Genomic DNA, 25,997 nt, shown 5'->3' on the forward strand with positions numbered 1-25,997 from the left:
TGAGAAGAAGGGGGATGGAGTGGCCAGCAAGATGAGCGAAGGCTCTCGACAGAACAGGATTCTCGCGGCCCTTCTACCGGAAGAGCGCGCCCGGCTGGAGAGCGATCTGGAGTTCGTGAGCCTATCGGCTGGACAGACCGTTTACAGGTCCGGCGATCACTTGGGCTTCGTCTATTTCCCCACCACCTGCACCTTTTCACGGATCGCCACCACGGCGGATGGTGCGTCGGTCGAACTGGCGATGACCGGCAGCGACGGCTTCGTCGGCATTCCCCTGATTCTGGGTGGTGACACGAGTCACTACAAGGTCGTGGTCCAGCGGGCGGGCGGGGCTTTCCGTCTGCGCGCCGAGGTGATGTCCTGGGAGCTCGAGCAGGGCGGCAGTCTGCGCCGTATGGCGCTGTGTTACATCCAGGCGTTGATGAGCGAGATTGCCCAGAGTGTGCTGTGCAACCGGCACCATTCCGTCGATCAGCAACTGTGCCGCTGGCTGCTCCGTAGTCTCGACCAGAGTTCCTGTATGGAGCTCGATGTCACGCAGGAGACAATCTCCAATCTGCTGGGCGTGCGCCGCGAAGGCATCACCGAGGCGGCCGGCAAGCTCCAGGCCGCCGGGTTGATCCATTACCGCAGAGGGCACATCACGGTGACGAATCGCGCCGGGCTGGAGGCCCGGGTCTGTGAGTGCTACCACGTGGTGAAGGGTGAGTATGAACGGCTGTCCAGCCTGACGACCGAGAGTCTGGCCCTGCCGCGTGCCCGCCCGAACCCTGCCACGTTGCGGCAGCGCGCAGAGGTGCGTCTCAAGCAGAACCAGCCCTACGCCGACAGCACCCAGTGGGACACCGCCCGGTTGCTGCATGAACTGCAGGTGCACCAGATCGAGCTGGAAATGCATAACGAAGAGCTCCAGCTCGCCTATGATGAGGCCGATGCCCTGCGCGAGAAATACGCGGATCTCTACGATTTCGCGCCGGTCGGCTATTTCACCCTCGATGCCCAGGGCATCATCCTGCAGATCAATCTGGCGGGGGCGATTCTGCTTGGCATCAAGCGCTCACAGATGGGGCGCTTCCGCTTCGGTGCTTTTGTGAAGCCGGCTTTCCTGCCCGAATTCAACAGTTTCGTAGCAGAGGTGCTGGGCGGCAAGACCAGGAGCAAATGCGCGATCGCCTTGACGGCCACCGACCATCGTCCCGAGGCGCTGGTCCGGATCGAGGCGGCGTCGGATGCCGAAGGCCGGGAATGCCGCATGGTGGTGATGGAGATCAGCCAGGAAAATGGGCTGCCCTTTCATGAGGCGGTGCGGGCGCTCGTTTCGAGTGGCCGGCGTGGTCTCGATGCCGTTCAGTAAGCATCGAACCTGAAGAGCGCGTTGCCCTTGCGCCGGCCCTGTGCCGGCGCTGATCAGTGCCGTGTCTGGCGTTTTCTCAGTTGGGCTTCGAGCTGCTTGATGGCGGTGATGTCGATGAAGGTGACCACCACGCCGTCGATCACGTTGTCCTGGGTCCGGTAAGGCATGATGCGCACCCGATACCAGCGCCCGTCCGCGGTGCAGACCTGGTTCTCGCGGAAGTTCAGGGTGCTAAGCACGGCCACCGCGTCGTCGTGGAGGGCGGGGTAATCCAGGTCGGTGACGATGTCGGACAGCGGGCGCCCGACGTCGCCGGGGATGAACTTGAAGAGATGGGTGGCGTGGGTGGTGAAACGCCGCAGCTTCATCTCGTTGTCGAGGAAGATGGTGGCGATTTCCGTGCTGTTGAGCAGGTTCGTCATGTCGTTGCGCGCCCAGGTGAGGTCGTCCACCTTGGACTGCAGCTCGGCGTTGATGGTCTGCAGCTCCTCGTTCATGGACTGAAGCTCCTCCTTGGAGGTGGTCAGCTCCTCGTTGGTGACCTGAAGCTCCTCGTTGGCCGACCGCGCTTCCTCGAGGGATACCTGCATCTCCTCCTGGTTGATGCGTAGCGCCTCGCGCAGCTGATTCAGCTCGAGTAGCAGGGAGCTCTCCCGGTCGGAAGCCGGATGCTTGCGCCGTTGACGGCCCGACGGCAACTTGACATCGGCGAACACGACCAGCACGCGATTACGCAGGGCTTCCGGCTTCTCGATGCCCTGCACGGTGACATTGACCGTCTGCATGCGTCCATTCACCTCCACCTGCAGGCCCTCCAGCTGGATGGGCTGTGTCTGGTGCAGGGCGTTGCGGATGACCCCGATCAGGGCGTCTCGCAGGCCATCACGGGCCATGGCGTGGATGTTGATATTGACCTTGCCGGCGGCGGGCTCCAGGTATTTTCCGACGCGGCCGCTGATGTAGAGGATGTCGCCATCCCCATTGACCAGCACCGCCGCCGGCGAGAAGTGCTGCTGGATGAGCTGGTCGGTCTGATATTCCAGGCTGTCCCGGTAGTCGGGGCGCCCGCCGATTTCCATGGTGGGGGCGCTGGACGGGGGACGGGTCGGGAAATCCAGCCAAGGGGAGCGTGCGCTCTGGTCGACGCGCTGGAATACGTGCATCTTCTTGTCCAGTGGCGCAAAAAGACTGGCAAAACCGCCAATGGTCTCGGCACTGCCCAGCACCAGGATGCCGTCACGGTTGAGGGCGTAGTGGAATAAGGGCAACACCTTTTTCTGCAGGGCCTGGCCGAAGTAGATCAGCAGGTTGCGACAGGACAGGATGTCGAGCCGCGTAAACGGGGGGTCGGAGACGAGATTCTGCGGCGCGAAGATCACCATCTCGCGGATGTTCCGGCTGAGCCGGTAGCCGCCATCCTCGGCGACGAAATAACGGGCCAGCCGTTCGGGCGTCACGTCGGCCGCGATGTTGGTCGGATAGCAGGCCTTGCGGGCCTTGTCGACGGCATCCATATCCAGGTCGGTGGCGTAGATCTGCAAGGTGAAATGCCCACGGGGCTGGAGGTTTTCCAGGGCCTCCTTGAAAACGATTGCCAATGAATAAGCTTCCTCGCCCGTCGAGCATGCCGGCACCCATGCGCGCAGGACCTGGCCGTCCGGATAGCGGGCAAACAGCGACGGGATGGCGACGTCACGCAGGAAATCCCAGACGGGGGGATCGCGGAAGAAGTTGGTGACACCGATCAGCATCTCCCGGAAGAGCAGGTCGAGCTCCTGCGGGTTGTCACGCAGGTAGCCCACGTAGCTGGCGACGCCATCGATCTGGAGCAGGGCGACCCGTCGCTCAATACGCCGGAGGAGGGTGCTCGGCTTGTACAGGGAAAGATCGTTGCCGCTGCGGTTGCGGAGCAGGACGATGATGCGCTCCAGGGCATTCTGCTCGCGCCTTTCGGGCGTTTCATCGATCGGCGCATGGCGCACGGCATGCCGGAGATAGGCCGTGATGCGTGCGCTCAGTTGATCGCAGGGGGCAACGATATCGACCATGCCCGCCTTGATGGCATGGTCGGGCATGCTGCCGGCCCGGGCCGTGGCCGGGTCCTGTGCAAGGGTGAGGCCCCCTTTCTCCTTGATCGCGCCGAGGCCGAGCATGCCGTCCGACCCCATGCCGGAGAGGATCACGCCGATGGCCTTGTGCTGGCGATCCTCGGCAAGGGTGCGCAGGAAGAAATCGATGGGCAGGCGCAAGCCGCGCTTTTCGCTCGGATCGAACAGGTGCAGGTTGCCGTGCAACAGCGACAGATCCTTGTTGGGAGGGATGACGTAGATGCAGTTGGGCCTGATCGCCATGTGTTCGGCCGCTTCCACGACCGCCATGCGGGTGTGACGCTGCAATAGTTCGGGAAGATTGCTGTGGTGCTCCGGGTCCAGATGCTGGACGACGATGAAGGCCATGCCGCTGTCGGCTGGGGTGTCGTTCAACATCGCCTCGAGGGCTTCGAGCCCGCCTGCGGAGCAGCCGATGCCAACAACCGGGAAGTCGGTTTCACGGGTGCCCTTTTTTGCTCACGACGGTTGCCGTCGCGAGTGGCACCTGCCTTGGCCGGTTGGTCTGGTGTGGTCATGGGGGGTGGGGAAGGAGGCTGTCCGTTTGTCATTTCTGATTCGGCATGGAAGGGGGCGGTAGTTCAGCCACTTGCTGCGGCCTTCATTGCCGGAGCGTGTATGTACCCGGAGTGGGCCGGCAGACGGACTATACTGCCTTGTAGAAAGCGCGTTCACCAATATCCGCCGCTTCGACGGGAGTGGCATGGCGCGTCATTCATTCAAGCCGCCACGGCAACGAATGGTGCCAGACGCAAATAGGCGCACTGCAAGCAGCGGGGAGGTTGAATGCGAAGTGCACTGAGCAACCACCGGACCACTCTGGCCACGATTGCAAGCCTGGCAATGTTCAGTCGTGGATTGGAGCCTGAATACGCTCATGGCGTTCAGGAGCAAGTGGCCCGACTGAAAGGCCCGGCTCGCGAGACAGGCAAGAATATCCGTGATCTGACCGAGCTCCCATGGTGCTCGATTGACAACGATGACTCCCGCGACCTGGATCAGCTGACAGCAATCCAGCCGCTTTCGCGAGGCGCTGCAAGGGTGTTCGTGGCGGTGGCCGACGTCGATGCAATCGTCGCCAAGGGCTCGCCGATCGACGAACATGCCCGCATCAATACGACCTCGGTTTATACCTCGGCGCGCGTATTCCATATGCTCCCCGAGCGCCTGTGCACCGATCTGACCTCGCTCAACCCCGACGAGGATCGCTTGGCCCTGGTGACCGAGATGGAGTTTACCGACGACGGGATATTGGTTGGCTCGACGATTTACCGCGCCATGGTGCGGAACAAGGCCAAGCTGGCCTACGACGCGGTTTCCGCCTGGATTTGCGGCACCGGCGATCTGCCGGGCCCTGCGCAAGCCGTCGTCGGCATGAACATCCAGTTGCGCATGCAGGACGAGCTGGCCCAGAAACTCCGGGTGCTGCGCCGCGCGCAGGGCTCACTGGAGTTCCAGACATTCCAGCCCCGGGCACTTTTCGAGGGTGAAAGAATTACCGCCATTCGGCAGCAGGAGCAGAATCGGGCACGGCAGTTGATCGAGGAATTGATGATCGCCACCAATGGCTGTACAGCGCGTTTCCTGGCGCAGCAGGGGAGCGCATCGCTGCGGCGGGTCGTGCGATCCCCCGACCGTTGGTTGAGGATTGTGGAGGTGGCCAAGACTTACGGTGTGACGCTTCCCGATCAGCCGGATGGCAGGGCGCTTGAAGCCTTTCTCGCACGGCAGCACAAATCCGATCCGCTGCGTTTCCCTGATCTGTCGCTCGTCATCGTGAAGTTGATGGGCTCGGGAGAATATGTGGTGGAGCGCCCGAATGGGCAGTCGATTGGTCACTTTGGTCTGGCGGTGGAAGCCTATATGCATTCCACCGCGCCTAATCGACGTTTTCCGGATTTGATCACCTTACGCCTGCTGAAGGCCGTATTGCAGAATGCCCGGCCACCCTATTCAAACAATGAATTGGATGAATTGGCCGTGCATTGCACTACCCAGGAGGATGCCGCTCGAAAAGTAGAGCGACAGCTCCGCAAATCGGAAGCGGCACTGCTGCTACATACGCGGGTTGGGCAACGATTTGACGGGCTCGTTACCGGAATTGGGCCGGAAGGCACGTGGGTGCGTATTTTTGAGCCCCCGGCGGAGGGGAGGCTCAAGGGCTCGCTTCCTTTACTGAAAATCGGGCAGTTAGTTCGAATTCGACTGGTATCCACGTCAATCGAGCGGGGGTTTATTGACTTCGTTCTAGAGAATTAAATCCTGGGGCCAGCGGGATTGCCTGCGATGAAGCATTCGTTCCTCCGTGCTCATTTCGTCGCGCGCCTGCGGCGGCGGCGTGTAGCTCGCCATTTTCTGCGCCACTTCAGCTTCGAGCTGTTTCGCCATGCGCCGGTCAGCAAGGCGGTGCCGCCGGATCTGGCGCAGAGTCTTGTGACTGCAGCAGGAGAGGAGCCTTCGGCACTTCTCGCCCGCCTGCATGCCCACCCGGACGGACTCGATGTATTCCAGGCCGTAGCTATCCGTCGTGAGAGCGGTGAAAACAGTGTGGTCCACGAAAAGCCCATGCCCGGCTGGCTGCATCTTTGGCACTGCTACATTGACCCGTTCAACCTTTTGCTCTCCGTGCTGGCGGCGGTGTCTTGGTACACGGGCGATCTGAAGGCGACTACGGTTATCGGCAGTATGGTGGTGTTGTCCACTCTGATCCGCTTTGCGCAGGAGTGGCGCTCCAGCCAGGCGGCGGACGCCTTGAAGGCCATGGTCGGCAGCAAGGCGACGGTATTGCGCCGGGAGACCGATAACCCGGTTGACTCGGCGACGGCGCGCCACGTGGAGATCGAAGGACGTGACGTGCGCTGCGTGGAGGTGCCGCTTGCCGACCTGGTGCCGGGCGACATGGTGATTCTGTCGGCTGGCGACATGATCCCCGCCGACTTGCGCCTGCTCTCGGCTAGGGACTTGTTCATCGGTCAGGCGGCCATGACCGGAGAAGCCCTGCCGGTCGAGAAATTTGCAACTCCGCGTACCCCCGCTGTCACCAATCCTCTGGAACTGGATACGATCGCCTTCATGGGTACTACCGTGATCAGCGGGGCGGCCACTGGAGTGGTGATCGGCACGGGATCACGTACTTACTTCGGGACCCTTGCCGAGCGGGTCACGGCGGTCGAACATGCGCCGACGGCCTTTCAGGCAGGCGTTAACAAGGTGAGCTGGTTACTGATCCGCTTCATGGCGGTCATGACCCCGATCGTCTTTCTGATCAATGGTGTGACCAAGGGAGACTGGCTGGAAGCTTTCCTGTTCGCCATGTCGGTCGCTATCGGTCTGACCCCCGAAATGTTGCCGATGGTGGTGACCTCTACCCTCGCCAAGGGGGCGGTGTTGTTGTCGCGGCAAAAGGTCATCGTCAAGCGGCTTGATGCAATCCAGAACTTCGGTGCGATGGATATCTTGTGCACCGATAAGACGGGAACCCTGACCCAGGACCATATCGTCCTACAGCGTCACTGCGACATCGACGGAAGGGATTCCGTGAAGGTGCTGGAGTATGCGTGGCTTAACAGCCAGTACCAGACCGGCCTGAAAAATCTCCTTGACGTGGCGGTGCTGGCGCGTGGAAATGAGCTTGTGGGGCTCGATCCGGCCCGGAATTTTCATAAGCTGGACGAGATTCCCTTTGACTTCCTGCGTCGCCGCATGTCGGTGGTGGTGGCTGAGCGGGACGAGCGTCCTCTGCTGATATGCAAGGGCGCCATTGAGGAGATCCTTACGGCCTGTAGTCAGGCGAGTCGTGGTGGATCCGTCGAGCCGATGACGCCGGAGTTGCTGGCCAATATCAAGATAATCACCGACGGCCTGAATGCTGACGGCCTGCGCGTCGTCGGCGTGGCCACCAAGACTATGCCGCCAGGCCAGGATACCTACAGTGCGGCCGACGAAACGGATTTAAGCTTTGCGGGCTATGTCGCCTTCCTTGACCCTCCCAAGGAAAGCGCCGCTCCAGCCCTCGCGGCACTGCGCGCCAACGGCGTAACTGTGAAGGTCTTGACCGGCGACAACGGGCTTGTGAGCGCGCGGGTGTGCCGCGAGGTGGGGCTGGAAGTCGCCGGAATGCTGCAAGGGCAGGAGGTGTCACGGATGGACGACCAGACCCTGCGCCAAGCAGTGGACAGCGCCACGGTCTTCGCCAAGCTATCGCCGATCGACAAGGAACGGGTAGTGCGGGCGCTACGCGCCAACGGCCATGTGGTCGGTTTCATGGGTGACGGCATCAACGATGCGCCCGCGTTGCATGCGGCCGACATCGGTATATCAGTGGATACCGCGGTGGATATCGCCAAGGAGGCCGCCGACATCATTCTGCTTGAAAAGAGCCTGCTGGTACTCGCCGAAGGGGTGCGTGAAGGGCGCCGAACCTTTGCCAACATGCTGAAATACATTCGCATGGCTGCCAGTTCCAACTTCGGCAACGTCTTTTCCGTGCTGGTGGCCAGCGTCTTTCTGCCTTTTCTGCCAATGCTGCCGGTGCACCTGCTGTTGCAGAACCTGCTTTACGACATCTCCCAGACAGGGATTCCCTTCGATAACGTGGATGAAGAGTTCCTCAGAACCCCCCAGCACTGGAATGTGGATGGGCTTGGACATTTCATGGCGTGCTTCGGGCCGATCAGTTCGATTTTCGATATCGCGACTTTCGCGCTGATGTGGATCGTTTTTCAGGCCACCACGCCAATGATGGAGACACTCTTCCAATCGGGCTGGTTCGTCGAGGGACTCATGTCTCAGACCTTAATCGTTCACATGATTCGCACTCGCAAGCTGCCTATTGTGGAGAGCGCTGCATCTTGGCAGTTGACTGGCATGACAGGCTTTACGATGGCGGCAGGTATCTTCATTGTGATGGGGCCGCTAGCTCATTACTTCAAGCTTGTGGCACTTCCGCTCGCCTATTTCGGTTGGCTGACAGTAATTCTTGTCGCCTACATAAGTTTGACTCAATTGATGAAGGGCTGGTATGACCGCCACTTCGGCTGGTAATGAAGCTTTAGCAGGTTGATGCAGAACCCAGTGAACGATCCGGCCACCCACCTGTCCTAGCCGTATCTCCCGAACCCCAGGCACAGCACCGATGCGCGGCGAAGTCGATCCCCAGTCCTCGATGTTCCACTATTTCTCGGTCGAGTCCCGGATTCCGGCCGATCATCCGCTGCGGCCGGTGAAGAAACTGGCCGATTCGGCGCTGTCGGCCATTTCGGCAGAACTCGATGGGCTTTACGCCAAGGGCGGCCGACCGTCGATTCCGCCGGAGCGCCTGCTCAAGGCGCAATTGCTGATCGCTTTCTATTCGGTGCGCTCGGATCGGCAGTTCTGCGAGCAACTCGATTACAACCTGCTCTTTCGCTGGTTCCTGGATCTGGACCTGGAATCGGGCGGGTTGGATCAATCCAATTTCAGCCGCCTGCGCGAGCGCCTGGTGGAAACCGATATCGCCCGCCGTTTCTTCGACGAGGTGGTACGTCTGGCCCGCAAGGACAAGCTGCTGTCGTCTGATCACTTCACCGTGGATGGCACCTTGATCGACGCCTGGGCGTCCTTCAAGAGCTTCAAACGCAAGGGCGACAACGAACCGCCCAAGCCCGGCGCCGGCACCGGCATGGTGGACTTCAAGGGCGAGAAGCGCTCCAACGCCACTCACCAGAGCACGACTGATCCCGACGCGAAGCTCATGCGCAAGAGCAATGGCCAGCCGGCCAAGCTCAGTTATGGCGGCCATGCGCTCATGGAGAACCGCAGCGGCCTGTGTATCGATCTGCTCATCACCGACGCCACTCTGGCCGAACACAAAGCCGCCCGCCAGTTGCTCACCCGTGCCCGGCGCCGCCGGATTCATCCCAAAACCCTGGGGGCTGATAAGGGCTACCACGTGAAGGACTTTGTCCAACATTTGCGCGAGCACAAGATCACGCCGCATATCGCCCGTATTGAGGGACGCAAGACACCGGGCCTTGATGGACGGACGACCTGCACCGAGGGCTACAAGGTCAGCCAGCGCAAACGAAAGCGGGTTGAAGAGATTTTCGGCTGGCTGAAGACGGTGGGCGGAATGAGAAAGACCCGTTTCATCGGCCAAGCCCGAACCCAGATCGCGGCTTATTTGTCGGCCGCGGCGTATAACCTGCTGCGGATTGCGAAATTGCAGGACGCGGGGAGCGCGGCATGAAGCGGTATCCGGGATTGGGAAAAAACTCATTCCCCGGTCCGCTCGGCGGACGTCAAAACGGAATTGAAAATCCATTTCGGGGAATGAAGTCATGAGACACCGGATGATGAGCGTCAGGCTGGACGTGGGTTCTGAGCTTTTTGCATCGGCCTGTTAGTAGCGTCACCCTTCGCGCCCACATGCTTGGGCCGGACCTGGGAAATAGATCACGACACCTCGAGATCCGCTATTTCGAGTCACGTGCTTACCCATGGTCTTGTTTGTTCTGCGCCTTCCGAGATGCATACCAAGTCATCAAAGGGAGTACGGAAATACCGTGGACCAGGATGGACGCGACCACCGTGACCAGGGTCAAGTTGAGCAGCCCCTGAGCCAGGGGGCCGGTGACGCCGTGATTCAAGGCGAACATCAGGTAGAAGATCGATCCGATACCTCGTATGCCGAACCAGCTGATCAAGGCGCTCTGGTGGAGGGGTAAGGATTGGCCGGCAAGGCCGATCAGGATGGCGAGGGGGCGCACCAGCAGGAACAGCACGGGGACGAACCACCACAGGGCCGGCAAGGGTGTGACGGCAGTGAGGAGCACTCCGACGATGAGCACCATGGCGAGTTCCGCTAGCTTTTCCAGTTGTTCGTTGAAACCGCGGACCGCCCGAGTCATCGCGGAGCTGGCATGGTGGGAGTGGGTGGCCCAGTCGGACCGGCCAACGTCTGCACTACCAGTGGGCGGGTCGGTGGAGGCAGTGCCCTCCATGGGCCAGTCCCGCACCCGGTTCAGGGCCAGGCCGGCAGCGAAGACAGCCAGAAAACCAGATGCCAAGCACCGCTGGGCCAAGCCGTAAGAAATGGCGATTAGGCCCAGAGACAGAAATTCATCTAGGCCAACGGCATTATGGTGGCGGGTGCGCAGGTAAACCACCAACTTCCCTATCAGGGCACCAAGTATGGCGCCAATTAACAGCCCGCCGCTGGTTGCCCAGAGCAGATCGACAGCCAGCCACTGCCAGCCCGCGGAACCAAGAGGGTGTAGTCCGAGCAAGCCGAGGCCGAGTAGGACGAAGGGAAAGGCAGATCCGTCGTTGAGGGCGCCTTCGCCAGCTAAGCTGAACCGCACCCGGTCTGGACTTGCGCCAGATTCAGACTGGACGCCTGATGCTAGCACCGGATCCGTGGGAGCGAGAACTGCGCCGAGGAGCACCGCTGCGCCGGGGGGCAAGTCGAGTCCGATGATACCGATACCTGCGATGAGTCCGACGGTGATGGCCATGACGGGAAAGGCCAGCCGTACGGGCAATAGCCAACGCCGGTCGAGCATGGGGACGCCGAGCGTCAAGCCGACAGCGAACAGGGAGATGAGCACGGCCACCTCACTGATCAGGGCGAGAACGCCGGCCTGTCGAAACGGATCCAGTGTAATGAGACCCAGGCCACCAGGCCCCAAGGCATAGCCCAAACCGAGATAAATCATGGCCGTGCTGAGGGGAAGGCGGGCCAGAAAGGTCCCGGCGAGAACCATGGTAACCAGCAGGATTCCGAGGAGGAGAGACCAGTCAGCAACGGTCATGATCTGGCGGGAGGGACGGGAATGACCACACGTCAGTAGAGGCGGTAAGCTCTGACTTCTGGCCAGGGAATTCGGAAAGCGGAGTGATCACGCGCCACACCCATACTCCGTAGGACGCTCGTAACTCGGTGCGTCAAGAAACCGCTACGCGTTGGCAGGAGCGTCTTCTTGTTTCAATCTAGCACGTGCTGGGTAGCGGTAGTCAAATATCTCCCGAGCTGACCAGAAGCGGCCTATGGTGGAAGTGACTCAGGAGAGATGTATAAAAATGAAGGTGAAACATATACAGCTATGTCGAAGCCTATCTGCGGCATGTCATCAGTGCCTGCGTTTCGGGTTGTAGAACAGCTTGATGTAATCGAACACATCTGCACAGGCCACTTCCCGTGTCAGGTAGATCTGGCGCCTGATCCGCTCGCGCTGAGTGGTTGGAAGAAACTCCCCGAGTCGGGTTGCGGTCATGGTGAAAGACTGAAACGACCCAAAGGACTCTGATGCGGCCCGATGGGTCGGCGAGTGGTGTCGTGGTTACTTGCCAGCGCTTTGGGCTTGATTCGTGAATGCGCCTTTGAAGTCCTCTGGGATGTAGCTATCGACAACCGTCACCTTGCCGCCTACCGATTCAGCCGCTATCCGAACCGAGTGCATCGTTCGCGGGATGAACTGACTTGAGTCGCCCACAAGGGAGCGTCCGACCGCCGTGCCAATCCCCTGCGGGCTAAAGCCACCACTCACGCGAGTGAAGGTCGCATGGATGTCGATCTGATAGCCGTCCTTGTAGGGGAGGACGCACAGGAAGAAGGTCGTCTGCTCCCCATAACGTGCCATCGAGGTGTCGTCAGTCGACACGGTCATCAGCGCATTCTTGCAGACCGGGACGCGAACGTTCTGGGCTTGAGAGGCCATCAGCGCCCCCAGTTTCGAATTGGCGAATGGATCCTGCAACTCGAACCGGCCCGGGGTGGCGGGAAGTTCAGCGGGAGGAATGTCTCGATTGACTCTCAACTTGGTGGCACTTTTCTGCACTGCCGTCAGTACGGTATTCAGGAGCTGGTTTCTGTCGAGTGTGGCGGGCTGAACGTCGTAGATCACGAAGGTCGACTCGGTGTGGTAAGTCGGCTTCATGGATGCGCAGCCGCTCAGGATGACGGCTGATGCCAAGGCAATAGCTTTCGTGTGCATGTCTTTTTCCTTGTTCGGTGGATGCAGGGATGTCCGTTTGGTGAGCGAGACCTGAGTGACGGCGTTGGTCCCACTGTCGATCAGTGGTGCTAAGAATTCCTTAGTATGCCATAGGTGTAGATCCTAAGAATCTCTTAGTCCTTGTGAGCAGGGGACTGAGAGTGGATGAAAGATCAGCGTTCGCCAGGCGCTTGAAGACAGCCCGCGAGGCAAAAGGCGTATCGCAGAAGCAGCTTGGAATCTTGGCCGGTATTGATCAGTTCGTTGCGAGTGCCCGAATCAACCAATACGAACGGGGCAAGCATGTGCCGGATCTGCAGACCGCCCAGCGCTTGGCTGCTGAATTGGGTGTGCCTGTCTCTTACCTGTATGAGCCGGATGACGACTTGGCGGAGCTGATCCGGATTCTGGGAGCGTGCTCCCGCGACCAGCTCCACCTCTTGATCAGTCAGTTGCAGTCGGAGTGAATGTGCTGCACGTCCGTGGAAGCGGCTTGCCTGGCATAGTGGGTTCGCATGTCTCTGCGGCAGTGCGCATGCGCCTTTCTGATTTCGCCCAGAACCCGCCGTGGTATCCGCCGCATTGCCGAAACTCTCTCGGTATGGCCAGCGTCCGTGAGGGCGCCTTGTAGCCACAGTGAGTCCAACAAGCGAAGCGCGCAGTCCACGTGGATCAGGAGATCGACGTAGGCATTGGCCAGAGGCGTCCGGATGGCCGCATTGAGTAGTTCGAGTCGGCCGGGCTGGCCTATCTGCAGGCTTTCCGCGAAGAGTTGCTGGTCGGCCCACTCAATCATCCGTTTGATCTTGTGCGACTGCAGTTCAATGAGATCCTTGATCTCCTCGCGTTCTGCATTGGGATAGACATCGCGCAGGACCGTGGGGCAGATGACAGAGATGGTGTACAGACTGTCGCTGATTTCCTCGAAATTCCATTTCCAGGTGTCGATAAGACGCGGATCGGCCAATTCGAAGGTACGTGTGATGCAAGTGCCGCGCAGTGACGGGCTGTTGGGACGAGCGCTACCCTCATGTGGATTCATGAGAATCTCCAAGCAATATCTAGAATGGGAATGACGGGGCGTCCGCTGTCAGGTTCAGCATAACGGAACGCCTCAATTCTCAAAGCGGCAACTTGGCTCCGCCGCTGCGGGCTGGCCGAGCGGCGGCGCCTGCCCTGAGTGCCCTCATTCCCTCAGCACGTAAGGCCGTCCGCCCAGATGCCGGTGGTAGGCACCAAATCCGCCCTGTGCCGGTGCATGCCGGGCGACCAGGTCGGCTTGCCCGGACAGGCGGTCCACCATCGAAAGAATGTGGGCATCAAGGCTGAGTGGCTCTCGTAAGCCCAGCCAATCGGGCGCCCCTTTGGCGGCGGTGATCGCATGGAGCAAGGCCAGGTAATGGGGCTCCGGGATGATCACCCGGTGCTGGGCGCGAGCGGCGGCAATCCACTCCAGCACGGTGTGCTTATGCCCAAGGAGGGTGCCCCTCTCGGTCATCTCGAATCGCCGGTGTCGGCCGTTGAAGCGGTACTCCTCGGCCTTGCCGGCATCGTGCAGCAGACTGCTGGCGATCAGCACCGGCAGGTGCGCCTCCGAGTGGTGGCTGGCGAGGGCCCGGGCCCGTTCTGCGACCTCAATGGCGTGCCGGAAATTGCCGTTACGGCCATTGTGGTGACCCGCCAGGGAACTGGGCCCGTCCAGGTAGCGTTCGAACCGATGGTGGTCCCAGAACACCGCATTGAAGAGGTGTTGCAGAGGACGACCCATGGCTTCCCAGAGTTGGGCGGCACGGGCGATGAGCGCGCGATCCTTGACCCACGCATGAAGAATCGTCGAGAAGGGATTCACGCTGGCCTCCGGCCGTTCCAGCTTCACGATGCGTGAGATCCGCACCGCACCTGCCGTCGTCACCGGACGACCGAGCCAACGGATCGACACCAGGGTGCCGACGGTGAGCCGGTTGTCAGGTTGGCGGCACAGCCACTCGACTTTGAGGTTGGCTTGCTCATGGAACAAAACGGCCTGGCACAGGCTGTGCCGCTCATCGAAGGGGAAACGAGCGATGGCTTGCAGGCGAAACAGGGTGGGAAGGCGATCCACCACGTGATCGGCGCTCGGCAACTGACCGATGCCGGAAGTAAGTTTCGAATCAGGCATTGTGGCTCTCCTTCGTGTGCTGAACAGGCAGGGGCTGGTCGGCGATTGACTGAGTGATCAGTCGTTCAAAGGCCGAGCCGTCTCGACGGGTGAGGTTGGGCACGTAGCGGGAATAGACACGGAACAGCATCTCGGTGGTCGTGTGTCCCAGTTGCCGGGCGATCCACTCCGGTGCCTCGCCAGCGGCCAGCCACAGCGTGGCTGCGGTGTGTCGGCACTGGTAGGGGCGCCGCTTCTTGAGCCCCAGATGGCGGAGGAGGGGATACCAGACCCGATTCGTCACGTTCTTGTGATCGAGGGGCTTGCCCAGGCGATTGCAGAACACGAACTCCGAGGTCTTGCCGGTCGCCGCCTCTTGACGCTTGAGGGCGTCAAAAACGAGTTGGCTCATCTGGATATCCCGCTGTGAGCCGTCCGTCTTGGTGTATTCCTCGTCGCCGAGGACAACCGTCTCGCGGACCAGAATCAGCCGGCGTTCGAAATCCACGTACTTCCACTTGAGCCCATCCACCTCGCCCGTGCGCATGCCGGTGAAGAAGCGAACGGTGAAGTAGTCATGGAAGTCCGGCCGCACTGTGGCGAGGATGGACTTCACCTCCTCAAGGGAGAAGGGATCCACATCCGTGCGTTTGATACGCAGTTGTTTGATGTTCTGGTAGGGCGTGGGAAAATTGAATCGGTCGGCCGCTTCGTTGAGGATTTGCCTGAGCGGATTCAGCATCTTGTTGATCCGTGCAGCAGACAACTTGGTTTCCTTGCCCCGCGCAGTCACTTTGCCGAGTTCGGCGCGGTAGGCAAGTACGTCAGCCTTGGCGATTTGGCCGACCGCCTTCTCTCCAAAACGGGCAATCAGGCTGTCGAGCTCCCGTCGGATCGTGATCCGGTGGGACTTGCGCCACTCCACTTCCTTCTCCAGATACCAGATCTCCGCGAAGTCCTTGAAGAGCGGCGTCGGGGCGACCGGCGGTGCGCTCGGAGCGGTTACGGTCACCGCGACACTGACTGCCGGAGGCGCATCGAAGCGGGCGGCGTTCTTGCTGGCCGGAAAGTACTTGCGGTAGTCGAAGGTGCCGGCGGTGATGTCGGCTTCGATCATCTTCATCACCTTCTCCATCTTCTTCTTGTTGGCCGCGGTGTCCGAGAGAGTCGTGTATTCACGGCAGCGAGCGCCTGCAAAGCGGAAGTCAAAGAACAGCGCACCTGTCTGACTGTGTGTGCGGATGCTACCCATGGCATACACCCCCATTCGCCATCGGAATCGCAAAGTGGTTTTCGGCCGATTTCAAGCCCATGTCGCGCTTGATGTGCTCCCAGATGTACAGAATCTTGCGTCCGCCGAATGGACGAATGTAATGGGTACCTTCAATCAGCACGCTGTCCTTCAGGCGTTCGCGAATTGTCCGAGGGTCGTACTTGATGCGCTCCGACAACTCGTCCGTGGTGAGGTAGGTCAGTTCCATGATGCGCTCCTTGATGATTAATCGGATCGGTGGTTGTGTTTTTCAATCACCTGATAACAAATTTAATCACATCTATGCGTAATGTCAACTACGAGCGATAATATTTTTAATCACTCGTAACAAAACACACTCAGGTGCAAGTCATGATCAGGTTCAGGCTCAAGGAGCTAATTGCAGAAAAGGAGTTTCGTGAGCGCCGCGTGATCACAATGACGGAGGTTGCCGCACAGACTGGGATCAACCGCATGACCCTGTCGAAGATTGCCAACCATCCCGGCTACAGCACCGTGACGGACAACCTTGATCGTCTGTGCGATTACTTTGCGTGTCGCCTGGAGCAACTCGCTGAACACCTTCCGGATGACGGGAAGCCTGCAGGGGATGGGGGAGAGTAGTGCGGTGCGGTGCGGGGGCTGGTTCGCAGCCCATCAACGCATGGGCCAGGAGAGCAGGGGGCAAATCGTCCCCTTGCCAAGCGAGACGAAAAAACCGTGGGCCAGAGGTGGGCTAACTTTGGGCCAAGGATGGGCCAAAAACAAAAATGGGCTAGATCTGTTGATCTAACCCATTGATGTATTGGCGCGCCCGAGACGATTCGAACGTCCGACCCCTGCCTTCGGAGGGCAGTACTCTATCCAGCTGAGCTACGGGCGCCCGTCGGAAACAACGCTGCGCATTTTCATGTGCGGCGCGCAGGATAGCGTGAAACGGCGGCGAAGTCCATGCTTTGCCTGACAGAAGGTGAATAGCCCCGCTATAATCAATGCTTTATTAAATTTGCCAGTACTCGAGGAATTCAGCATGTCGGATCTTGGTCGTTCTGCCCCTGTTCGTTCCTTCGCGCGAATCGCGCTTTCCATCGGTGTTGCTGCGCTTGCCACCCAGCTCGTGGGCTGTGGCAAGAAGGCTGCCGTTGATGAAGAACTGGCTGCCAAGCTGGTCCAGCCGGTCGCTAAAGTCGAGTTGGCTGCCGCGCCGGCTGCTGCACCGGGCAGCCGCAAGGGTGAGGACATCTTCAAGGCTGTCTGCGCTGCGTGTCACGAGAGCGGCGCTGCCGGTGCTCCGAAGGCTGGCGACAAGGCTGCCTGGGGCCCGCGTATTGCCCAAGGCTACGATACCCTGGTGAAGTCCGCCGCAGCTGGCAAGAACGCGATGCCCCCGCGTGGTGGCGCGGCCGATCTGACCGATGACGAGCTGAAGCGTGCCGTGGCCTTCCTGGCCAACAAGGCGGGCGCCGGCTTCAAGGCTCCGGAATAAGTTTTCCCTGCCAGCTTTTGCTCCACGGGCAAAAGCTGGAGCGGAAATGGAAAAGGCGCAGACCGATGGTCTGCGCCTTTTCTTCATGGGTCCCCCGCGCGTGCCGTCAGGCCTTCATCCTGAACCGGAGTTCAGGGGGGCCGCATTCCTTCCGTATCAGGCACGTTCGACGAGGAACGCGCACACCAACGGTTTCTATGGGCAGCGACCCATGTCACGAAGACATTGGTTCAAGGAGTTTTAAGCCTTGACCAACACCGCAGGGGATTTATCAAACCTTTTGATTGCCTGGATTTACCGTTCTCAGAACAGATTTACCTGCTCAGCGAGGGCTGTATCGAGGCGACCGTTTATGTGCTCGATTCTACGCTTGAGCGTCGGGATGTCAAACCCGCCGGCACGTTGCAGTTGCAGAAATTCGTGGCTGATATTCAAGGCCGTCATGACGGCCAGGCGTTCGCCGGACGAATTGGTCTTGGTGGCCAGATCGCGCATCTTGCCATCCAGATAGGCCACGGCGGCCAGCAGGCCGTCCTTTTCTTCCGACTTGCAGGCGACGCGGTATTCGCGCCCCAGCAGCTTGATGTCCAGCTGTTCCATGTCAGGCCTCAGGGATGCGGGCGAGAAGGTCCTCGAGACGGCTGCCGACCTGGCTCAGCTTGGCGTTGAGCTCCTGGTTGGCATTTTCGAGGCTGGCAACCCGTTCCCGCAGGCGTTGGTTTTCGGTCCGAGCAGCTGTGCAATGGCTGATCAGTTGTTCGAGTTTCTGTTCGAGAGAGGCGAGTTCGGCATCCATGCGGCGAATGTTAGAGAGGGGCGGGGACGGGGTCAAGCAAGCGCCGCGGGTGATGACGGACGCAAGGCGCGGGCCGCGGCGCCGTCACCGAAGCAGGCTGCCAGGCGGTCCAGATGGAGGTGTTTTTCCATGCTGTCGGCGAGGCGGTCGAGATCGGCTTCGCGACGGGCGGCCAGGTCGATGCGCTCCGCGTCGCTGACGCCGGCCCAGGCCAGCAGTGCGGCGAGGGCGTCCGGGTGGTCGAACAGGCCGTGCAGATAGGTGCCGAGAATCTGCCCGTCGTCCGACTGCACGCCGTCGGGGCGGCAGTCGGCCAGATGGGCGGCGGGGCGTTCGAGGGCTGCGCCGTGGGTGACGCCCATGTGGATCTCGTAGCCTTTGACGGTTGGTGCGCCGGGCAGCGCCAGCGTGCCGGTGACATTGACCAGCTGCTTTTCGGCTTCCAGCGTGGTTTCCACGTCGAGCAGGCCGAGGCCGGGCAGGCTGGCAGGGGCGCCCTCGAGGCCCTGCGGGTCGTGCAGCTGGCGGCCGAGCATCTGGTAGCCGCCGCAGATCGCCACCAGCTTGCCGCCGTAGCGCAGGTGGCGGCGGAGCGCCGTCTCCCAGCCCTGGGCGCGCAGCCAGGCCAGGTCGGCCTGTACGGACTTGGAGCCCGGCAGCACGATCAGGTCGGCCGGCGGAATGGGCTGGCCGGGGCCGACCCAGCTGAAATCCACCTGCGGATGCAGGCGCAGGGCGTCCAGGTCGGTATGGTTGGAGATTCGCGGATAGACCGGTGCGACGACGCGCAGGCGGGCTTCGCCCTTCTCTGCACGGGCGTCGGCCAGTGCGTCCTCGGCGTCGAGGAAGAGGCCGTGCAGGTAGGGCAGCACGCCCAGCACGGGCCGGCCGGTGCGTTCTTCCAGCCAGTCGAGGCCGGATTGCAGCAGGCCGATGTCGCCGCGGAAGCGGTTGATCACGAAGCCCTTCACGCGGGCCTGTTCGCTGGGCGACAGCAGGTCGAGGGTGCCGACTAGGTGGGCGAAGACGCCGCCACGGTCGATGTCGGCGACGAGGATTACCGGGCAGTCCACCTCTTCGGCGAAGCCCATGTTGGCGATGTCCCGGTCGCGCAGGTTGATCTCCGCCGGGCTGCCGGCGCCTTCGACGAGCACCGCTTCGTACTTGTCCGTCAGGCGGCCGTAGCTTTCCAGCACGGCAGCCATCGCCCGTGGCTTGTACTCGTGGTAGTCGCGGGCCGACAGGTTGGCCACCGCGCGGCCGTGGATGATGACCTGGGCACCGATGTCGGTGGACGGCTTGAGCAGCACCGGGTTCATGTCGGTGTGGGGCTCGAGGCCGGCAGCCACCGCCTGCAGGGCCTGGGCGCGGCCGATCTCGCCGCCATCCACCGTTACCGCCGAGTTGAGGGCCATGTTCTGCGGCTTGAAGGGTGCCACCCGCACACCGCGCCGCCACAGCAGGCGGGCGAGGCCGGCGACCAGGGTGCTTTTGCCCGCGTCGGACGTGGTGCCCTGAACCATCAGGGTGCTGGCGTGGCGCATGACTTACAATCTCGGGTGCAGAAAGCCTTCGATTATCCCATGTCCGCTGTATACCTCCTCGTCCTGCTGCCGATCGTCATCCCGATGGCCTTTGGTCTGCTCCTCGATCACCTGCTCGGCGAGCCGCGCCGCTACCACCCGCTGGTCGGCTTCGGCCGCTACGCCGCGGCTGTCGAGCGCCTGTTCCGCCGCATCGGCATCATCAACCGGGCCGTCGGCCTGCTTGCCTGGAGCGTGGCGGTGCTGCCGTGGGTCGCGCTGGCCGGTTCGCTGCGGGAGGGACATTTCTGGTTCGGCATGCTGCTCGATGTGGTGCTGCTGTACGCGGCGATCGGCGGTCGCAGCCTGGCGGAGCATGCACGGGCAGTCGCCACGCCTCTGGCTGCAGGCGATCTGGCCGGCGCGCGCGGCCGCCTGTCGTGGATCGTCTCCCGCGACACCTCCGAGCTAGACGAGTCCGGCGTGGCCAAGGCCACCGTCGAATCGGTGCTGGAAAACGGTAACGACGCGATCTTCGGCGCGCTGTTCTGGTTCGCGTTGCTGGGTGGGCCGGGGGCGCTGATGTTCCGTCTCGCCAACACGCTGGACGCCATGTGGGGCTACCGCAATGAGCGCTATCTGCGCTTCGGCTGGGCGGCGGCGCGCATCGACGATGTGCTCAATTTCATCCCGGCCCGCCTGACCGCGCTGAGCTATGCATTGCTCGGTCACACGGCGACCGCGCTGCGCTGCTGGCGTACCCAGGCACCGGCCTGGGACAGCCCCAACGCCGGTCCGGTGATGGCCTCGGGCGCCGGCGCGCTGGACCTGTCCCTCGGCGGCCCGGCGATCTACCACGGTCACCTGGAAAGCCGTCCGTCCCTGGGGGCCGGCCGGCCGGCGGCGGCGGCGGACATCGACAAGGCGCTGGCCCTGGTGCAGAACAGCGTGTGGTTGTGGTTGCTGGGCGTCGCCATCGTCAGCGTGTTCCTCCATGCTTGAACACGGCGGTAGGTTGCGTAGCGCGGCGCAGCACTATGGCATTCCGCTGGGCGACTGGATGGATCTGTCCACCGGCATCAATCCCCAGGCTTACCCGGTGCCCGCGCTGGCGCCCGAAGTCTGGCTGCGCCTGCCGGAAGACGACGATGGCCTGGAGGCCGCTGCGGCAGCCTATTACGGCAGCGCGGAGCTGCTGCCGGTGGCGGGTTCCCAGGCCGCCATCCAGACACTGCCGGCGTGCTTTCCGCCCGGCCGTGTGGTCACGCTGGCGCCGACCTACGCCGAACATCCCTACGCCTGGCGCGGCCATGCGCTGCAGGCGCTGCCGGCCGAACGCATCGATGCCGCGGTGCGGGATGCCGACACCCTGTTGTTGGTGCAGCCCAACAATCCGGACGGGCAGCGTTTCTCGCGCCGACAGTTGCTGGCCTGGCAGGAGGGCCTGGCCAGCCGTGGTGGGCGCCTGATCGTGGATGAGGCCTTCATCGATGCCGAACCGGACGACAGCCTGGTACCGCTGGCCGGGCGCCCCGGCCTGGTGGTGCTGCGCTCGGTGGGGAAGTTCTTCGGCCTGGCCGGTGCGCGGGTCGGTTTCGTGTTTGCCGAGGCCGCGCTGCGTGCGCAACTGGCCGAGCGGCTCGGGCCGTGGGCGGTGTCCGGTCCGGCACGGGCGGTGACTGCCGCGGCGCTGGCTGACCGGGCCTGGCAGCACACGGCGCGGGAGCGCCTGACAGCCGACAGCCGGCGGCTCGCGGCCTTGCTGGATCGCCATGGCCTCACCGGCGGGGCCGGCACGGCGCTGTTCCAGTGGCGGCCGAGCGCCGCCGCAAGCGGCATCCACGCCCGCCTTGCGGAACAGGGCATCCTGACCCGCCTGTTCGAAACGCCGTCCGGGCTGCGCTTCGGCCTGCCGGGCCACGAGAGCGAGTGGTCGCGCCTGGCCGCGGCGCTCGCCCGACTGTAACGACTTCCACTGAAAGACTTCTTCATGCGTCGGTTTCTTTTTGCCCTGCTGCTCGTGTCCGGTTTCGCCCGGGCGTCCATCGACGTCACCGACGACCAGGGCCAGACCCTGCATCTGGCCCAGCCGGCCAGGCGCATCGTCAGCCTCGCGCCCCATGTGACCGAACTGCTGTTTGCTGCCGGTGCTGGCGACCGGGTGGTCGGTGCGGTGCAGTACAGCGACTATCCGGAGGCTGCAGGCAAGGTTGCGCGGGTCGGTAGTTACACTGCGCCGGACATGGAGATGGTCGCGTCCCTCAAGCCCGACCTGGTGATCGCCTGGAAGAGCGGCAACCGGGAGGCCCAACTGGACAAGTTCAAGGCCCTTGGCGTCCCGGTCTTCATCAATGAGCCGCGGCGCATCGAGGACGTGGCCCGCAGCTTGTCCCAGTTCGGGCGGCTGGCCGGTACCAGTGCTGTGGCCGATGCTGCCGCGCAGGCCTTCCGCAAGCGCCATGCGGCGCTGGAGGCCCGCTATGCGCGGCGTCCCAAGGTGCGGACGTTCTACGAGATCTGGAACCGCCCGCTGATGACCATCAACGGCGAACACCTCATCTCCGACGTGATTCGCCTGTGCGGCGGCGACAATGTGTTTGCCAAGCTGCCGATGCTGGCGCCGACCATCGATGTGGAAGCGGTGCTGGCTGCCGCGCCGGATGCCATCGTTGCCAGCGGCATGGGCGAGAGCCGGCCGGAATGGCTGGACGACTGGCGCAAGTGGACCAAGCTGCCGGCGGTGGCCAAGGGCAACCTGTTCTTCATCCCGCCCGACCTGATCCAGCGCCACACGCCGCGTATCCTCGACGGGGCCGAGCGTCTGTGCGGCCAGCTCGAAGAAGTGAGGGCCAGGCGATGAAGGGCCGTTTCCTGCCCGGCCTGGCGCTGGTGGCGGTGCTGCGGGTGGCCGTGGCCGCTCCGCTGCCCGGCGAGGTCGTTACGCAGATCGGCCAGGTGGCTGCCGTCCCCGCGGATGAGCGCAAGGTGCCGGGCTATGCTGGCGCATGGCGTCAGGCCGCCTCACAGGCCAAGGTCATCGAACGCATCGAGGAACTGGAAAGCCGGCGCAGCAAGGCCTGCAGTAACCTGATCGTCATCGACACGGTGCAGGCCGCGCCGGATCTCATCGAGACGCGCCCGCGCCGCGTGCACCACGCCTTGGAGCGCTGGTCCGTGCAGGCCTGCGGTGTGCTGCGCCACTATGACGTGTGGTACAGCTTCGAGGCCAGCAGCTCCCAGTTGAAGGTCAGCGAGAGCAGCGCTACCGATTTTCAGGCTGAGCTCGACCCGCCGTTGCGTCGGTTGCAGGAACTGGCCGCCGAGCGCAGCGCGGATGAGTCCGCCGGCAAGCTGCGCTGGCTCAACCTGCCGCTGCCGTCGGACAGCGTGCCGGCGGCCAACAGTGCAGGTGCGCGGGGCTGGCTGGCGGATTTCGTGCCCCTCGGCGACAGCCCGCGGGAATGGACCCAGCTGATCGGCGTGCAGGGCCTGCCGCGGGTGAGCAGCCCGGGCCAGGCGCGGGCGCTGCTCGAAGGCATGCAGCAGGCACGCCAGGCGCGTTGCGGCGTGCCAGCCGGTCCGGTGGACAGCCTGCCCCGCGAGGGCGACGGGGCCAGCGGCGAGACCGTGCAGACCTATCTGGTGTGCCCCCAGGTGCCGGATACCAATTACGCCGAGATGGCGGTCGTGAAAGCCATCGAGGGGCCGGATTACGTATACGTGGTCCAGCGTGCCTGGCGTCTGCCGGCGGGGGACGCCGAGCGGCTCAAGGCCGACAGCGAAAACCCCCGGGCGGCGGCGGAAGCCTTCCTGGCCCAGGTCCATCTGTGCAACCCGGCCGGCGACCGCCAGCGGTGCCCGGCACCCTATCCCCGATAACGCGAAGCCATGTCCCGTCTGCCCCAACGCATCGTCTGCCTGTCCACCGAGACCGTCGAAGTGCTCTATCTGCTCGGCGAGGAGGCGTGCATCGCCGGCATCTCCGGCTTCACCACCCATCCGCCGCGGGCGCGCAAGGAGAAGCCCAAGGTCAGCGGCTTCAGCAGCGCCAAGATCGAACGCATCCTGGCTGTCGAGCCGGACCTGGTACTGGCTTTTTCCGATCTGCAGGGCGACATCGCGCGGGATCTGGTGAAGGCTGGCGTGGCGGTGCATGTGTTCAACCATCGCAGCGTGGACGGCATCCTGGCGATGGTGGAGACCGTCGGCCGGCTGGTGGGCGCCGAGCAGAAGGCGTTGGCCCTGGTGGCCGAGCTGGAAGCGACCATCGCCGACGTGCGGGTCCGCGGCGAGGCTCGCGCAGCACGCCTGGGGCGCAGGCCGAAGGTCTATTTCGAAGAGTGGAACGAGCCGTTGATCACCGGCATCCGCTGGGTCTCCGAGATGATCGGCATTGCCGGCGGCGAAGACTGTTTCGGCGAGCTGTCGGTGCATCCCAACGCCAAGCAGCGCATCCTCGCGGATGCGGCGCTGGTCATCCCGCGGGCGCCGGAGGTGATTATCGGCTCCTGGTGTGGCAAGCATTTCCAGCCGAGCCACGTCACGTCGCGGGAGGGCTGGGATGCGCTGCCGGCGGTGCGCGACGGGCGGGTCTTCGAGATCAAGTCGGCGATTCTGCTGGCGCCGGGGCCGGCAGCGATCCGCGAAGGCCTGCCGGCGATTGCCGCCTGCCTGGATAGCCTGGGCTGACCACCTTCAGCGGCGGATGCCCACCACCTTCTGGTACAACCCGCCAAAGCAGGTTTCCTTGCGCCACTCGAAGTCGGCGCATTCCGGCACCAGGGTGTCGATGGAGTCGGCCAGCAGGGAGTTGGCGAAGGGTTCCAGGTAGCGGAACACCAGCGCCATGATCGGCCCCATCGGATGCCACCAGCGGGGCCGGTGGTAGTCCACAAAGACGATCTTGCCGCCTGGCTCGACTGCGGCCAGCAGGTTGGCGACGATGCGCTGCCGCGCATCGGGCGGGACTTCGTGGAGCAGGAAGAAGCAACAGGCCGCGTCGAAGGTGGCGCCCACCGGTTCGGTCAGGTCGGCCACCTGCGCATGCGCGTGGGGCCAGGGCGCGAGCTTGAGCCGGGTGTTGGCGATCTGGATCGGCGCCACGTCGAGCACCGTCAGCTGCCCTTCGTCGCCGAGCTGGCGGGCCAGGCGCGGCGAGAAGTCGCCATACACCGCCGCCGCTTGCAGCACCCGCTGGCCGGGGCTGAATTCCCGCACCGCGCTGTCCATCAGGCGGCTGGCATTGCCCCACAGGATCGCCGATACCACGACTGGCCGGTCCAGCCAGGGGACCGTGCGGTGATCGAGATAGGCCCAGGTGTAGGTTTCGCGGAGATAGTCGGGCAGCTCGCTGGCCGCCGCTGGGGAAGGATCACGCATGGCTTGGTGTCGTTGGCTGTCGTCGTTGTTCGGCGGGTTGTAATGGGTGATCCGGCGCAAAGCCGCACCACGCTTGCTTTCTGAGGGCATGATACGGCGGCGGCACGGGTTCGTGCCCCTTGCGATGTGATTTTTTCCATGCGGAAAGCTTGATGACCGCATCCTTTATGGCCATTTATTCACCATGCGCTTCCCCCATCCGCTTCTCGAAGGCCGTCTCGTCCGGCGTTATCAGCGTTTCCTCGCCGATGTGGAAACCGGAGCCGGGCTGGTGACTGCCCACTGTCCCAACACCGGCTCGATGCTCGGCTGCAAGGCTCCGGGTAGCCGGGTCTGGCTGTCGCCGGCGGACAATCCGGCACGCAAGCTCAAATGGACCTGGGAACTGGTGGAGGTGGCGCCCGGCTGTGTGGTCGGCGTGCATACAGGGCGCAGCAACGGCCTGGTGCGGGAGGCGATCGAGGCCGGCACGCTGCCCGAGCTGGCCGGCTACCGGACGATCCGTCCAGAGGTGAAGTACGGCGAGGGCAGCCGCATCGATCTTCTTTTGCAGGAGAGCGGCCGTTCCGACTGCTACGTGGAAGTGAAGAACGTCACTGCCGCGGTGGAGGGGCGGGTGGGCTTCTTCCCGGATGCGGTGACGACCCGCGGCGCCAAGCATCTGCGGGAGATGAGTGCGATGGTCGGGGCCGGCCACCGGGCGGCGTTGGTCTTCTGTGTGCAGCGGGGCGACGTGGATGAGGTGCGGCCGGCCGACCACATCGACCCGGCTTACGGGCGGACGCTTCGTGAGGCGCTGGCGCAGGGCGTCGAGGTGTTCGCGCTGGGCGCCGAGGTCACGCCGGAAGGCGTCGTGCTGAACCGTCGGCTTGCGGTCGTCGTGCCGGACTGACCCCGATCAAAGGGCGTCGGCCTATTACGGATAACCACAATAGGGCCGTCCACAATGGGGGAGGACACAATTTCGGCGCTTCGGTGGGGGATCTATTG

The 25,997-nt window shown here is 62.8% G+C and carries 25 protein-coding genes, 1 tRNA gene, 1 other RNA gene and 1 pseudogene; 13 read left to right on the forward strand and 15 right to left on the reverse strand.

Features of this window, described 5'->3' with window-relative positions; translation table 11 throughout:
- Positions 1–19: 19 nt before the first annotated feature.
- Positions 20–1,354, forward strand: a complete 1,335-nt coding sequence (locus AC1PQG_RS26060; RefSeq protein ID WP_481120615.1) for a helix-turn-helix domain-containing protein — start codon at positions 20–22, stop codon at positions 1,352–1,354.
- Between the two features lie 53 nt (positions 1,355–1,407).
- Here the strand turns inward: AC1PQG_RS26060 and AC1PQG_RS26065 are convergent, their stop codons facing one another.
- On the reverse strand, positions 1,408–3,879 hold the full coding sequence (locus AC1PQG_RS26065; protein WP_481123062.1) for a chemotaxis protein CheB: 2,472 nt from the start codon (positions 3,877–3,879) through the stop codon (positions 1,408–1,410).
- Positions 3,880–4,248: 369 nt separating this feature from the next.
- Here AC1PQG_RS26065 and AC1PQG_RS26070 point away from each other — a divergent pair, with 369 nt between their 5' ends.
- The 3 genes from AC1PQG_RS26070 to AC1PQG_RS26080 all read left to right on the forward strand — a co-directional run bounded on the left by AC1PQG_RS26070 (position 4,249) and on the right by AC1PQG_RS26080 (position 9,688).
- On the forward strand, positions 4,249–5,721 hold the full coding sequence (locus AC1PQG_RS26070; RefSeq protein ID WP_481120616.1) for an RNB domain-containing ribonuclease: 1,473 nt from the start codon (positions 4,249–4,251) through the stop codon (positions 5,719–5,721).
- A 27-nt stretch (positions 5,722–5,748) separates the two neighbouring features.
- Entirely contained in the window at positions 5,749–8,505 is a 2,757-nt protein-coding gene (gene mgtA / locus AC1PQG_RS26075) for a magnesium-translocating P-type ATPase (RefSeq protein ID WP_481120617.1), read from the forward strand.
- Between the two features lie 91 nt (positions 8,506–8,596).
- Positions 8,597–9,688, forward strand: a complete 1,092-nt coding sequence (locus tag AC1PQG_RS26080) for an IS5 family transposase (RefSeq protein ID WP_481120618.1) — start codon at positions 8,597–8,599, stop codon at positions 9,686–9,688.
- A gap of 244 nt (positions 9,689–9,932) precedes the next feature.
- On the opposite strand, the gene AC1PQG_RS26085 is transcribed toward AC1PQG_RS26080, so the two are convergent.
- From AC1PQG_RS26085 to AC1PQG_RS26095, 3 genes and pseudogenes are all read right to left on the reverse strand, one after another.
- Complete coding sequence (locus AC1PQG_RS26085; RefSeq protein WP_481120619.1) at positions 9,933–11,252, reverse strand: cation:proton antiporter; 1,320 nt, start codon at positions 11,250–11,252, stop codon at positions 9,933–9,935.
- 318 nt (positions 11,253–11,570) lie between these two features.
- A pseudogene (locus AC1PQG_RS26090) lies at positions 11,571–11,675 on the reverse strand (IS3 family transposase); the annotation flags it as partial.
- A gap of 105 nt (positions 11,676–11,780) precedes the next feature.
- Entirely contained in the window at positions 11,781–12,434 is a 654-nt protein-coding gene (locus tag AC1PQG_RS26095) for a hypothetical protein (protein ID WP_481120620.1), read from the reverse strand.
- A 161-nt stretch (positions 12,435–12,595) separates the two neighbouring features.
- On the opposite strand from AC1PQG_RS26095, the gene AC1PQG_RS26100 reads away from it, so the two are divergent.
- Positions 12,596–12,901 (forward strand): helix-turn-helix domain-containing protein, encoded by a 306-nt coding sequence (locus AC1PQG_RS26100; RefSeq protein WP_481120621.1) that lies wholly within the window; start codon positions 12,596–12,598, stop codon positions 12,899–12,901.
- On the opposite strand, the gene AC1PQG_RS26105 is transcribed toward AC1PQG_RS26100, so the two are convergent.
- From AC1PQG_RS26105 to AC1PQG_RS26120, 4 genes are all read right to left on the reverse strand, one after another.
- Positions 12,883–13,476: a hypothetical protein gene (locus AC1PQG_RS26105; RefSeq protein WP_481120622.1), complete on the reverse strand. Its 594-nt coding sequence runs from the start codon at positions 13,474–13,476 to the stop codon at positions 12,883–12,885. The two genes, AC1PQG_RS26100 and AC1PQG_RS26105, sit on opposite strands and share 19 nt — an antisense overlap.
- Positions 13,477–13,620: 144 nt before the next feature.
- Complete coding sequence (locus AC1PQG_RS26110; protein WP_481120623.1) at positions 13,621–14,592, reverse strand: HD domain-containing protein; 972 nt, start codon at positions 14,590–14,592, stop codon at positions 13,621–13,623.
- Entirely contained in the window at positions 14,585–15,838 is a 1,254-nt protein-coding gene (locus tag AC1PQG_RS26115) for an Arm DNA-binding domain-containing protein (protein ID WP_481120624.1), read from the reverse strand. Before AC1PQG_RS26115 ends, AC1PQG_RS26110 begins: the two co-directional genes overlap by 8 nt.
- Entirely contained in the window at positions 15,816–16,052 is a 237-nt protein-coding gene (locus AC1PQG_RS26120; RefSeq protein ID WP_481120625.1) for a hypothetical protein, read from the reverse strand. Before AC1PQG_RS26120 ends, AC1PQG_RS26115 begins: the two co-directional genes overlap by 23 nt.
- A 143-nt stretch (positions 16,053–16,195) precedes the next feature.
- Here AC1PQG_RS26120 and AC1PQG_RS26125 point away from each other — a divergent pair, with 143 nt between their 5' ends.
- Positions 16,196–16,447 carry a helix-turn-helix domain-containing protein gene (locus tag AC1PQG_RS26125; RefSeq protein WP_481120626.1) on the forward strand — a complete coding sequence of 84 codons (252 nt, stop codon included), beginning with the start codon at positions 16,196–16,198 and terminating at the stop codon, positions 16,445–16,447.
- A gap of 182 nt (positions 16,448–16,629) precedes the next feature.
- Here AC1PQG_RS26125 and AC1PQG_RS26130 read toward each other — a convergent pair.
- A tRNA-Arg gene (locus AC1PQG_RS26130) sits at positions 16,630–16,706 on the reverse strand.
- A gap of 147 nt (positions 16,707–16,853) precedes the next feature.
- Between AC1PQG_RS26130 and AC1PQG_RS26135 the strand changes: the two genes are divergently transcribed.
- Positions 16,854–17,309 carry a c-type cytochrome gene (locus tag AC1PQG_RS26135; protein ID WP_481120627.1) on the forward strand — a complete coding sequence of 152 codons (456 nt, stop codon included), beginning with the start codon at positions 16,854–16,856 and terminating at the stop codon, positions 17,307–17,309.
- Positions 17,310–17,396: 87 nt separating this feature from the next.
- Here the strand turns inward: AC1PQG_RS26135 and ssrS are convergent.
- The 4 genes from ssrS to AC1PQG_RS26155 all read right to left on the reverse strand — a co-directional run bounded on the left by ssrS (position 17,397) and on the right by AC1PQG_RS26155 (position 19,649).
- A non-coding RNA gene (gene ssrS, locus AC1PQG_RS26140) (6S RNA) lies at positions 17,397–17,578 on the reverse strand.
- 34 nt (positions 17,579–17,612) lie between these two features.
- Entirely contained in the window at positions 17,613–17,909 is a 297-nt protein-coding gene (locus AC1PQG_RS26145) for a cell division protein ZapA (protein ID WP_481120628.1), read from the reverse strand.
- 1 nt (position 17,910) lies between these two features.
- The gene (gene zapB / locus AC1PQG_RS26150; RefSeq protein WP_481116780.1) at positions 17,911–18,105 is read right to left on the reverse strand and encodes a cell division protein ZapB; all 195 of its coding nucleotides are present in this window, start codon (positions 18,103–18,105) and stop codon (positions 17,911–17,913) included.
- A gap of 32 nt (positions 18,106–18,137) precedes the next feature.
- Positions 18,138–19,649 (reverse strand): cobyric acid synthase, encoded by a 1,512-nt coding sequence (locus tag AC1PQG_RS26155; protein ID WP_481120629.1) that lies wholly within the window; start codon positions 19,647–19,649, stop codon positions 18,138–18,140.
- A 39-nt stretch (positions 19,650–19,688) separates the two neighbouring features.
- Between AC1PQG_RS26155 and cbiB the strand changes: the two genes are divergently transcribed.
- Genes cbiB through AC1PQG_RS26180 form a run of 5 tightly spaced genes read left to right on the forward strand, consistent with a single transcriptional unit; the run spans position 19,689 to position 24,317 of the window.
- Positions 19,689–20,630, forward strand: coding sequence for an adenosylcobinamide-phosphate synthase CbiB (cbiB, locus tag AC1PQG_RS26160; RefSeq protein ID WP_481120630.1), 942 nt, complete (start codon positions 19,689–19,691; stop codon positions 20,628–20,630).
- On the forward strand, positions 20,623–21,594 hold the full coding sequence (cobD, locus tag AC1PQG_RS26165) for a threonine-phosphate decarboxylase CobD (RefSeq protein WP_481120631.1): 972 nt from the start codon (positions 20,623–20,625) through the stop codon (positions 21,592–21,594). Before cbiB ends, cobD begins: the two co-directional genes overlap by 8 nt.
- A gap of 24 nt (positions 21,595–21,618) precedes the next feature.
- Positions 21,619–22,488, forward strand: a complete 870-nt coding sequence (locus AC1PQG_RS26170; protein ID WP_481120632.1) for a cobalamin-binding protein — start codon at positions 21,619–21,621, stop codon at positions 22,486–22,488.
- Entirely contained in the window at positions 22,485–23,507 is a 1,023-nt protein-coding gene (locus AC1PQG_RS26175) for a hypothetical protein (protein WP_481120633.1), read from the forward strand. The genes AC1PQG_RS26170 and AC1PQG_RS26175 overlap by 4 nt, the downstream gene beginning before the upstream one ends.
- 9 nt (positions 23,508–23,516) lie before the next feature.
- The gene (locus AC1PQG_RS26180) at positions 23,517–24,317 is read left to right on the forward strand and encodes a cobalamin-binding protein (protein WP_481120634.1); all 801 of its coding nucleotides are present in this window, start codon (positions 23,517–23,519) and stop codon (positions 24,315–24,317) included.
- Between the two features lie 6 nt (positions 24,318–24,323).
- Here AC1PQG_RS26180 and rquA read toward each other — a convergent pair whose 3' ends face one another.
- Both rquA and AC1PQG_RS26190 read right to left on the reverse strand, forming a co-directional pair.
- A complete protein-coding gene (rquA, locus tag AC1PQG_RS26185; RefSeq protein WP_481120635.1) occupies positions 24,324–25,007 on the reverse strand; it encodes a rhodoquinone biosynthesis methyltransferase RquA in 684 nt (227 codons plus the stop codon).
- Positions 25,000–25,182, reverse strand: coding sequence for a hypothetical protein (locus AC1PQG_RS26190; protein ID WP_481120636.1), 183 nt, complete (start codon positions 25,180–25,182; stop codon positions 25,000–25,002). Before AC1PQG_RS26190 ends, rquA begins: the two co-directional genes overlap by 8 nt.
- A 9-nt stretch (positions 25,183–25,191) precedes the next feature.
- Between AC1PQG_RS26190 and sfsA the strand changes: the two genes are divergently transcribed.
- A complete protein-coding gene (gene sfsA, locus AC1PQG_RS26195; protein WP_481120637.1) occupies positions 25,192–25,899 on the forward strand; it encodes a DNA/RNA nuclease SfsA in 708 nt (235 codons plus the stop codon).
- The last annotated feature ends 98 nt before the right edge of the window (positions 25,900–25,997 follow it).

It is taken from the genome of Zoogloea sp. GDB6 (assembly GCF_056724105.1).

Coding starts and splice junctions, on each gene's coding strand:
- AC1PQG_RS26070 (WP_481120616.1), top strand. CDS start 4,249: ATGCGAAGTGCACTGAGCAACCACCGGACCACTCTGGCCACGATTGCA.
- mgtA (WP_481120617.1), top strand. CDS start 5,749: ATGAAGCATTCGTTCCTCCGTGCTCATTTCGTCGCGCGCCTGCGGCGG.
- AC1PQG_RS26080 (WP_481120618.1), top strand. CDS start 8,597: ATGCGCGGCGAAGTCGATCCCCAGTCCTCGATGTTCCACTATTTCTCG.
- AC1PQG_RS26085 (WP_481120619.1), bottom strand. CDS start 11,252: ATGACCGTTGCTGACTGGTCTCTCCTCCTCGGAATCCTGCTGGTTACC.
- AC1PQG_RS26095 (WP_481120620.1), bottom strand. CDS start 12,434: ATGCACACGAAAGCTATTGCCTTGGCATCAGCCGTCATCCTGAGCGGC.
- AC1PQG_RS26105 (WP_481120622.1), bottom strand. CDS start 13,476: ATGAATCCACATGAGGGTAGCGCTCGTCCCAACAGCCCGTCACTGCGC.
- AC1PQG_RS26110 (WP_481120623.1), bottom strand. CDS start 14,592: ATGCCTGATTCGAAACTTACTTCCGGCATCGGTCAGTTGCCGAGCGCC.
- AC1PQG_RS26115 (WP_481120624.1), bottom strand. CDS start 15,838: ATGGGGGTGTATGCCATGGGTAGCATCCGCACACACAGTCAGACAGGT.
- AC1PQG_RS26120 (WP_481120625.1), bottom strand. CDS start 16,052: ATGGAACTGACCTACCTCACCACGGACGAGTTGTCGGAGCGCATCAAG.
- AC1PQG_RS26125 (WP_481120626.1), top strand. CDS start 16,196: ATGATCAGGTTCAGGCTCAAGGAGCTAATTGCAGAAAAGGAGTTTCGT.
- AC1PQG_RS26135 (WP_481120627.1), top strand. CDS start 16,854: ATGTCGGATCTTGGTCGTTCTGCCCCTGTTCGTTCCTTCGCGCGAATC.
- AC1PQG_RS26145 (WP_481120628.1), bottom strand. CDS start 17,909: ATGGAACAGCTGGACATCAAGCTGCTGGGGCGCGAATACCGCGTCGCC.
- zapB (WP_481116780.1), bottom strand. CDS start 18,105: ATGGATGCCGAACTCGCCTCTCTCGAACAGAAACTCGAACAACTGATC.
- AC1PQG_RS26155 (WP_481120629.1), bottom strand. CDS start 19,649: ATGCGCCACGCCAGCACCCTGATGGTTCAGGGCACCACGTCCGACGCG.
- cbiB (WP_481120630.1), top strand. CDS start 19,689: ATGTCCGCTGTATACCTCCTCGTCCTGCTGCCGATCGTCATCCCGATG.
- cobD (WP_481120631.1), top strand. CDS start 20,623: ATGCTTGAACACGGCGGTAGGTTGCGTAGCGCGGCGCAGCACTATGGC.
- AC1PQG_RS26170 (WP_481120632.1), top strand. CDS start 21,619: ATGCGTCGGTTTCTTTTTGCCCTGCTGCTCGTGTCCGGTTTCGCCCGG.
- AC1PQG_RS26175 (WP_481120633.1), top strand. CDS start 22,485: ATGAAGGGCCGTTTCCTGCCCGGCCTGGCGCTGGTGGCGGTGCTGCGG.
- AC1PQG_RS26180 (WP_481120634.1), top strand. CDS start 23,517: ATGTCCCGTCTGCCCCAACGCATCGTCTGCCTGTCCACCGAGACCGTC.
- rquA (WP_481120635.1), bottom strand. CDS start 25,007: ATGCGTGATCCTTCCCCAGCGGCGGCCAGCGAGCTGCCCGACTATCTC.
- AC1PQG_RS26190 (WP_481120636.1), bottom strand. CDS start 25,182: ATGGCCATAAAGGATGCGGTCATCAAGCTTTCCGCATGGAAAAAATCA.
- sfsA (WP_481120637.1), top strand. CDS start 25,192: ATGCGCTTCCCCCATCCGCTTCTCGAAGGCCGTCTCGTCCGGCGTTAT.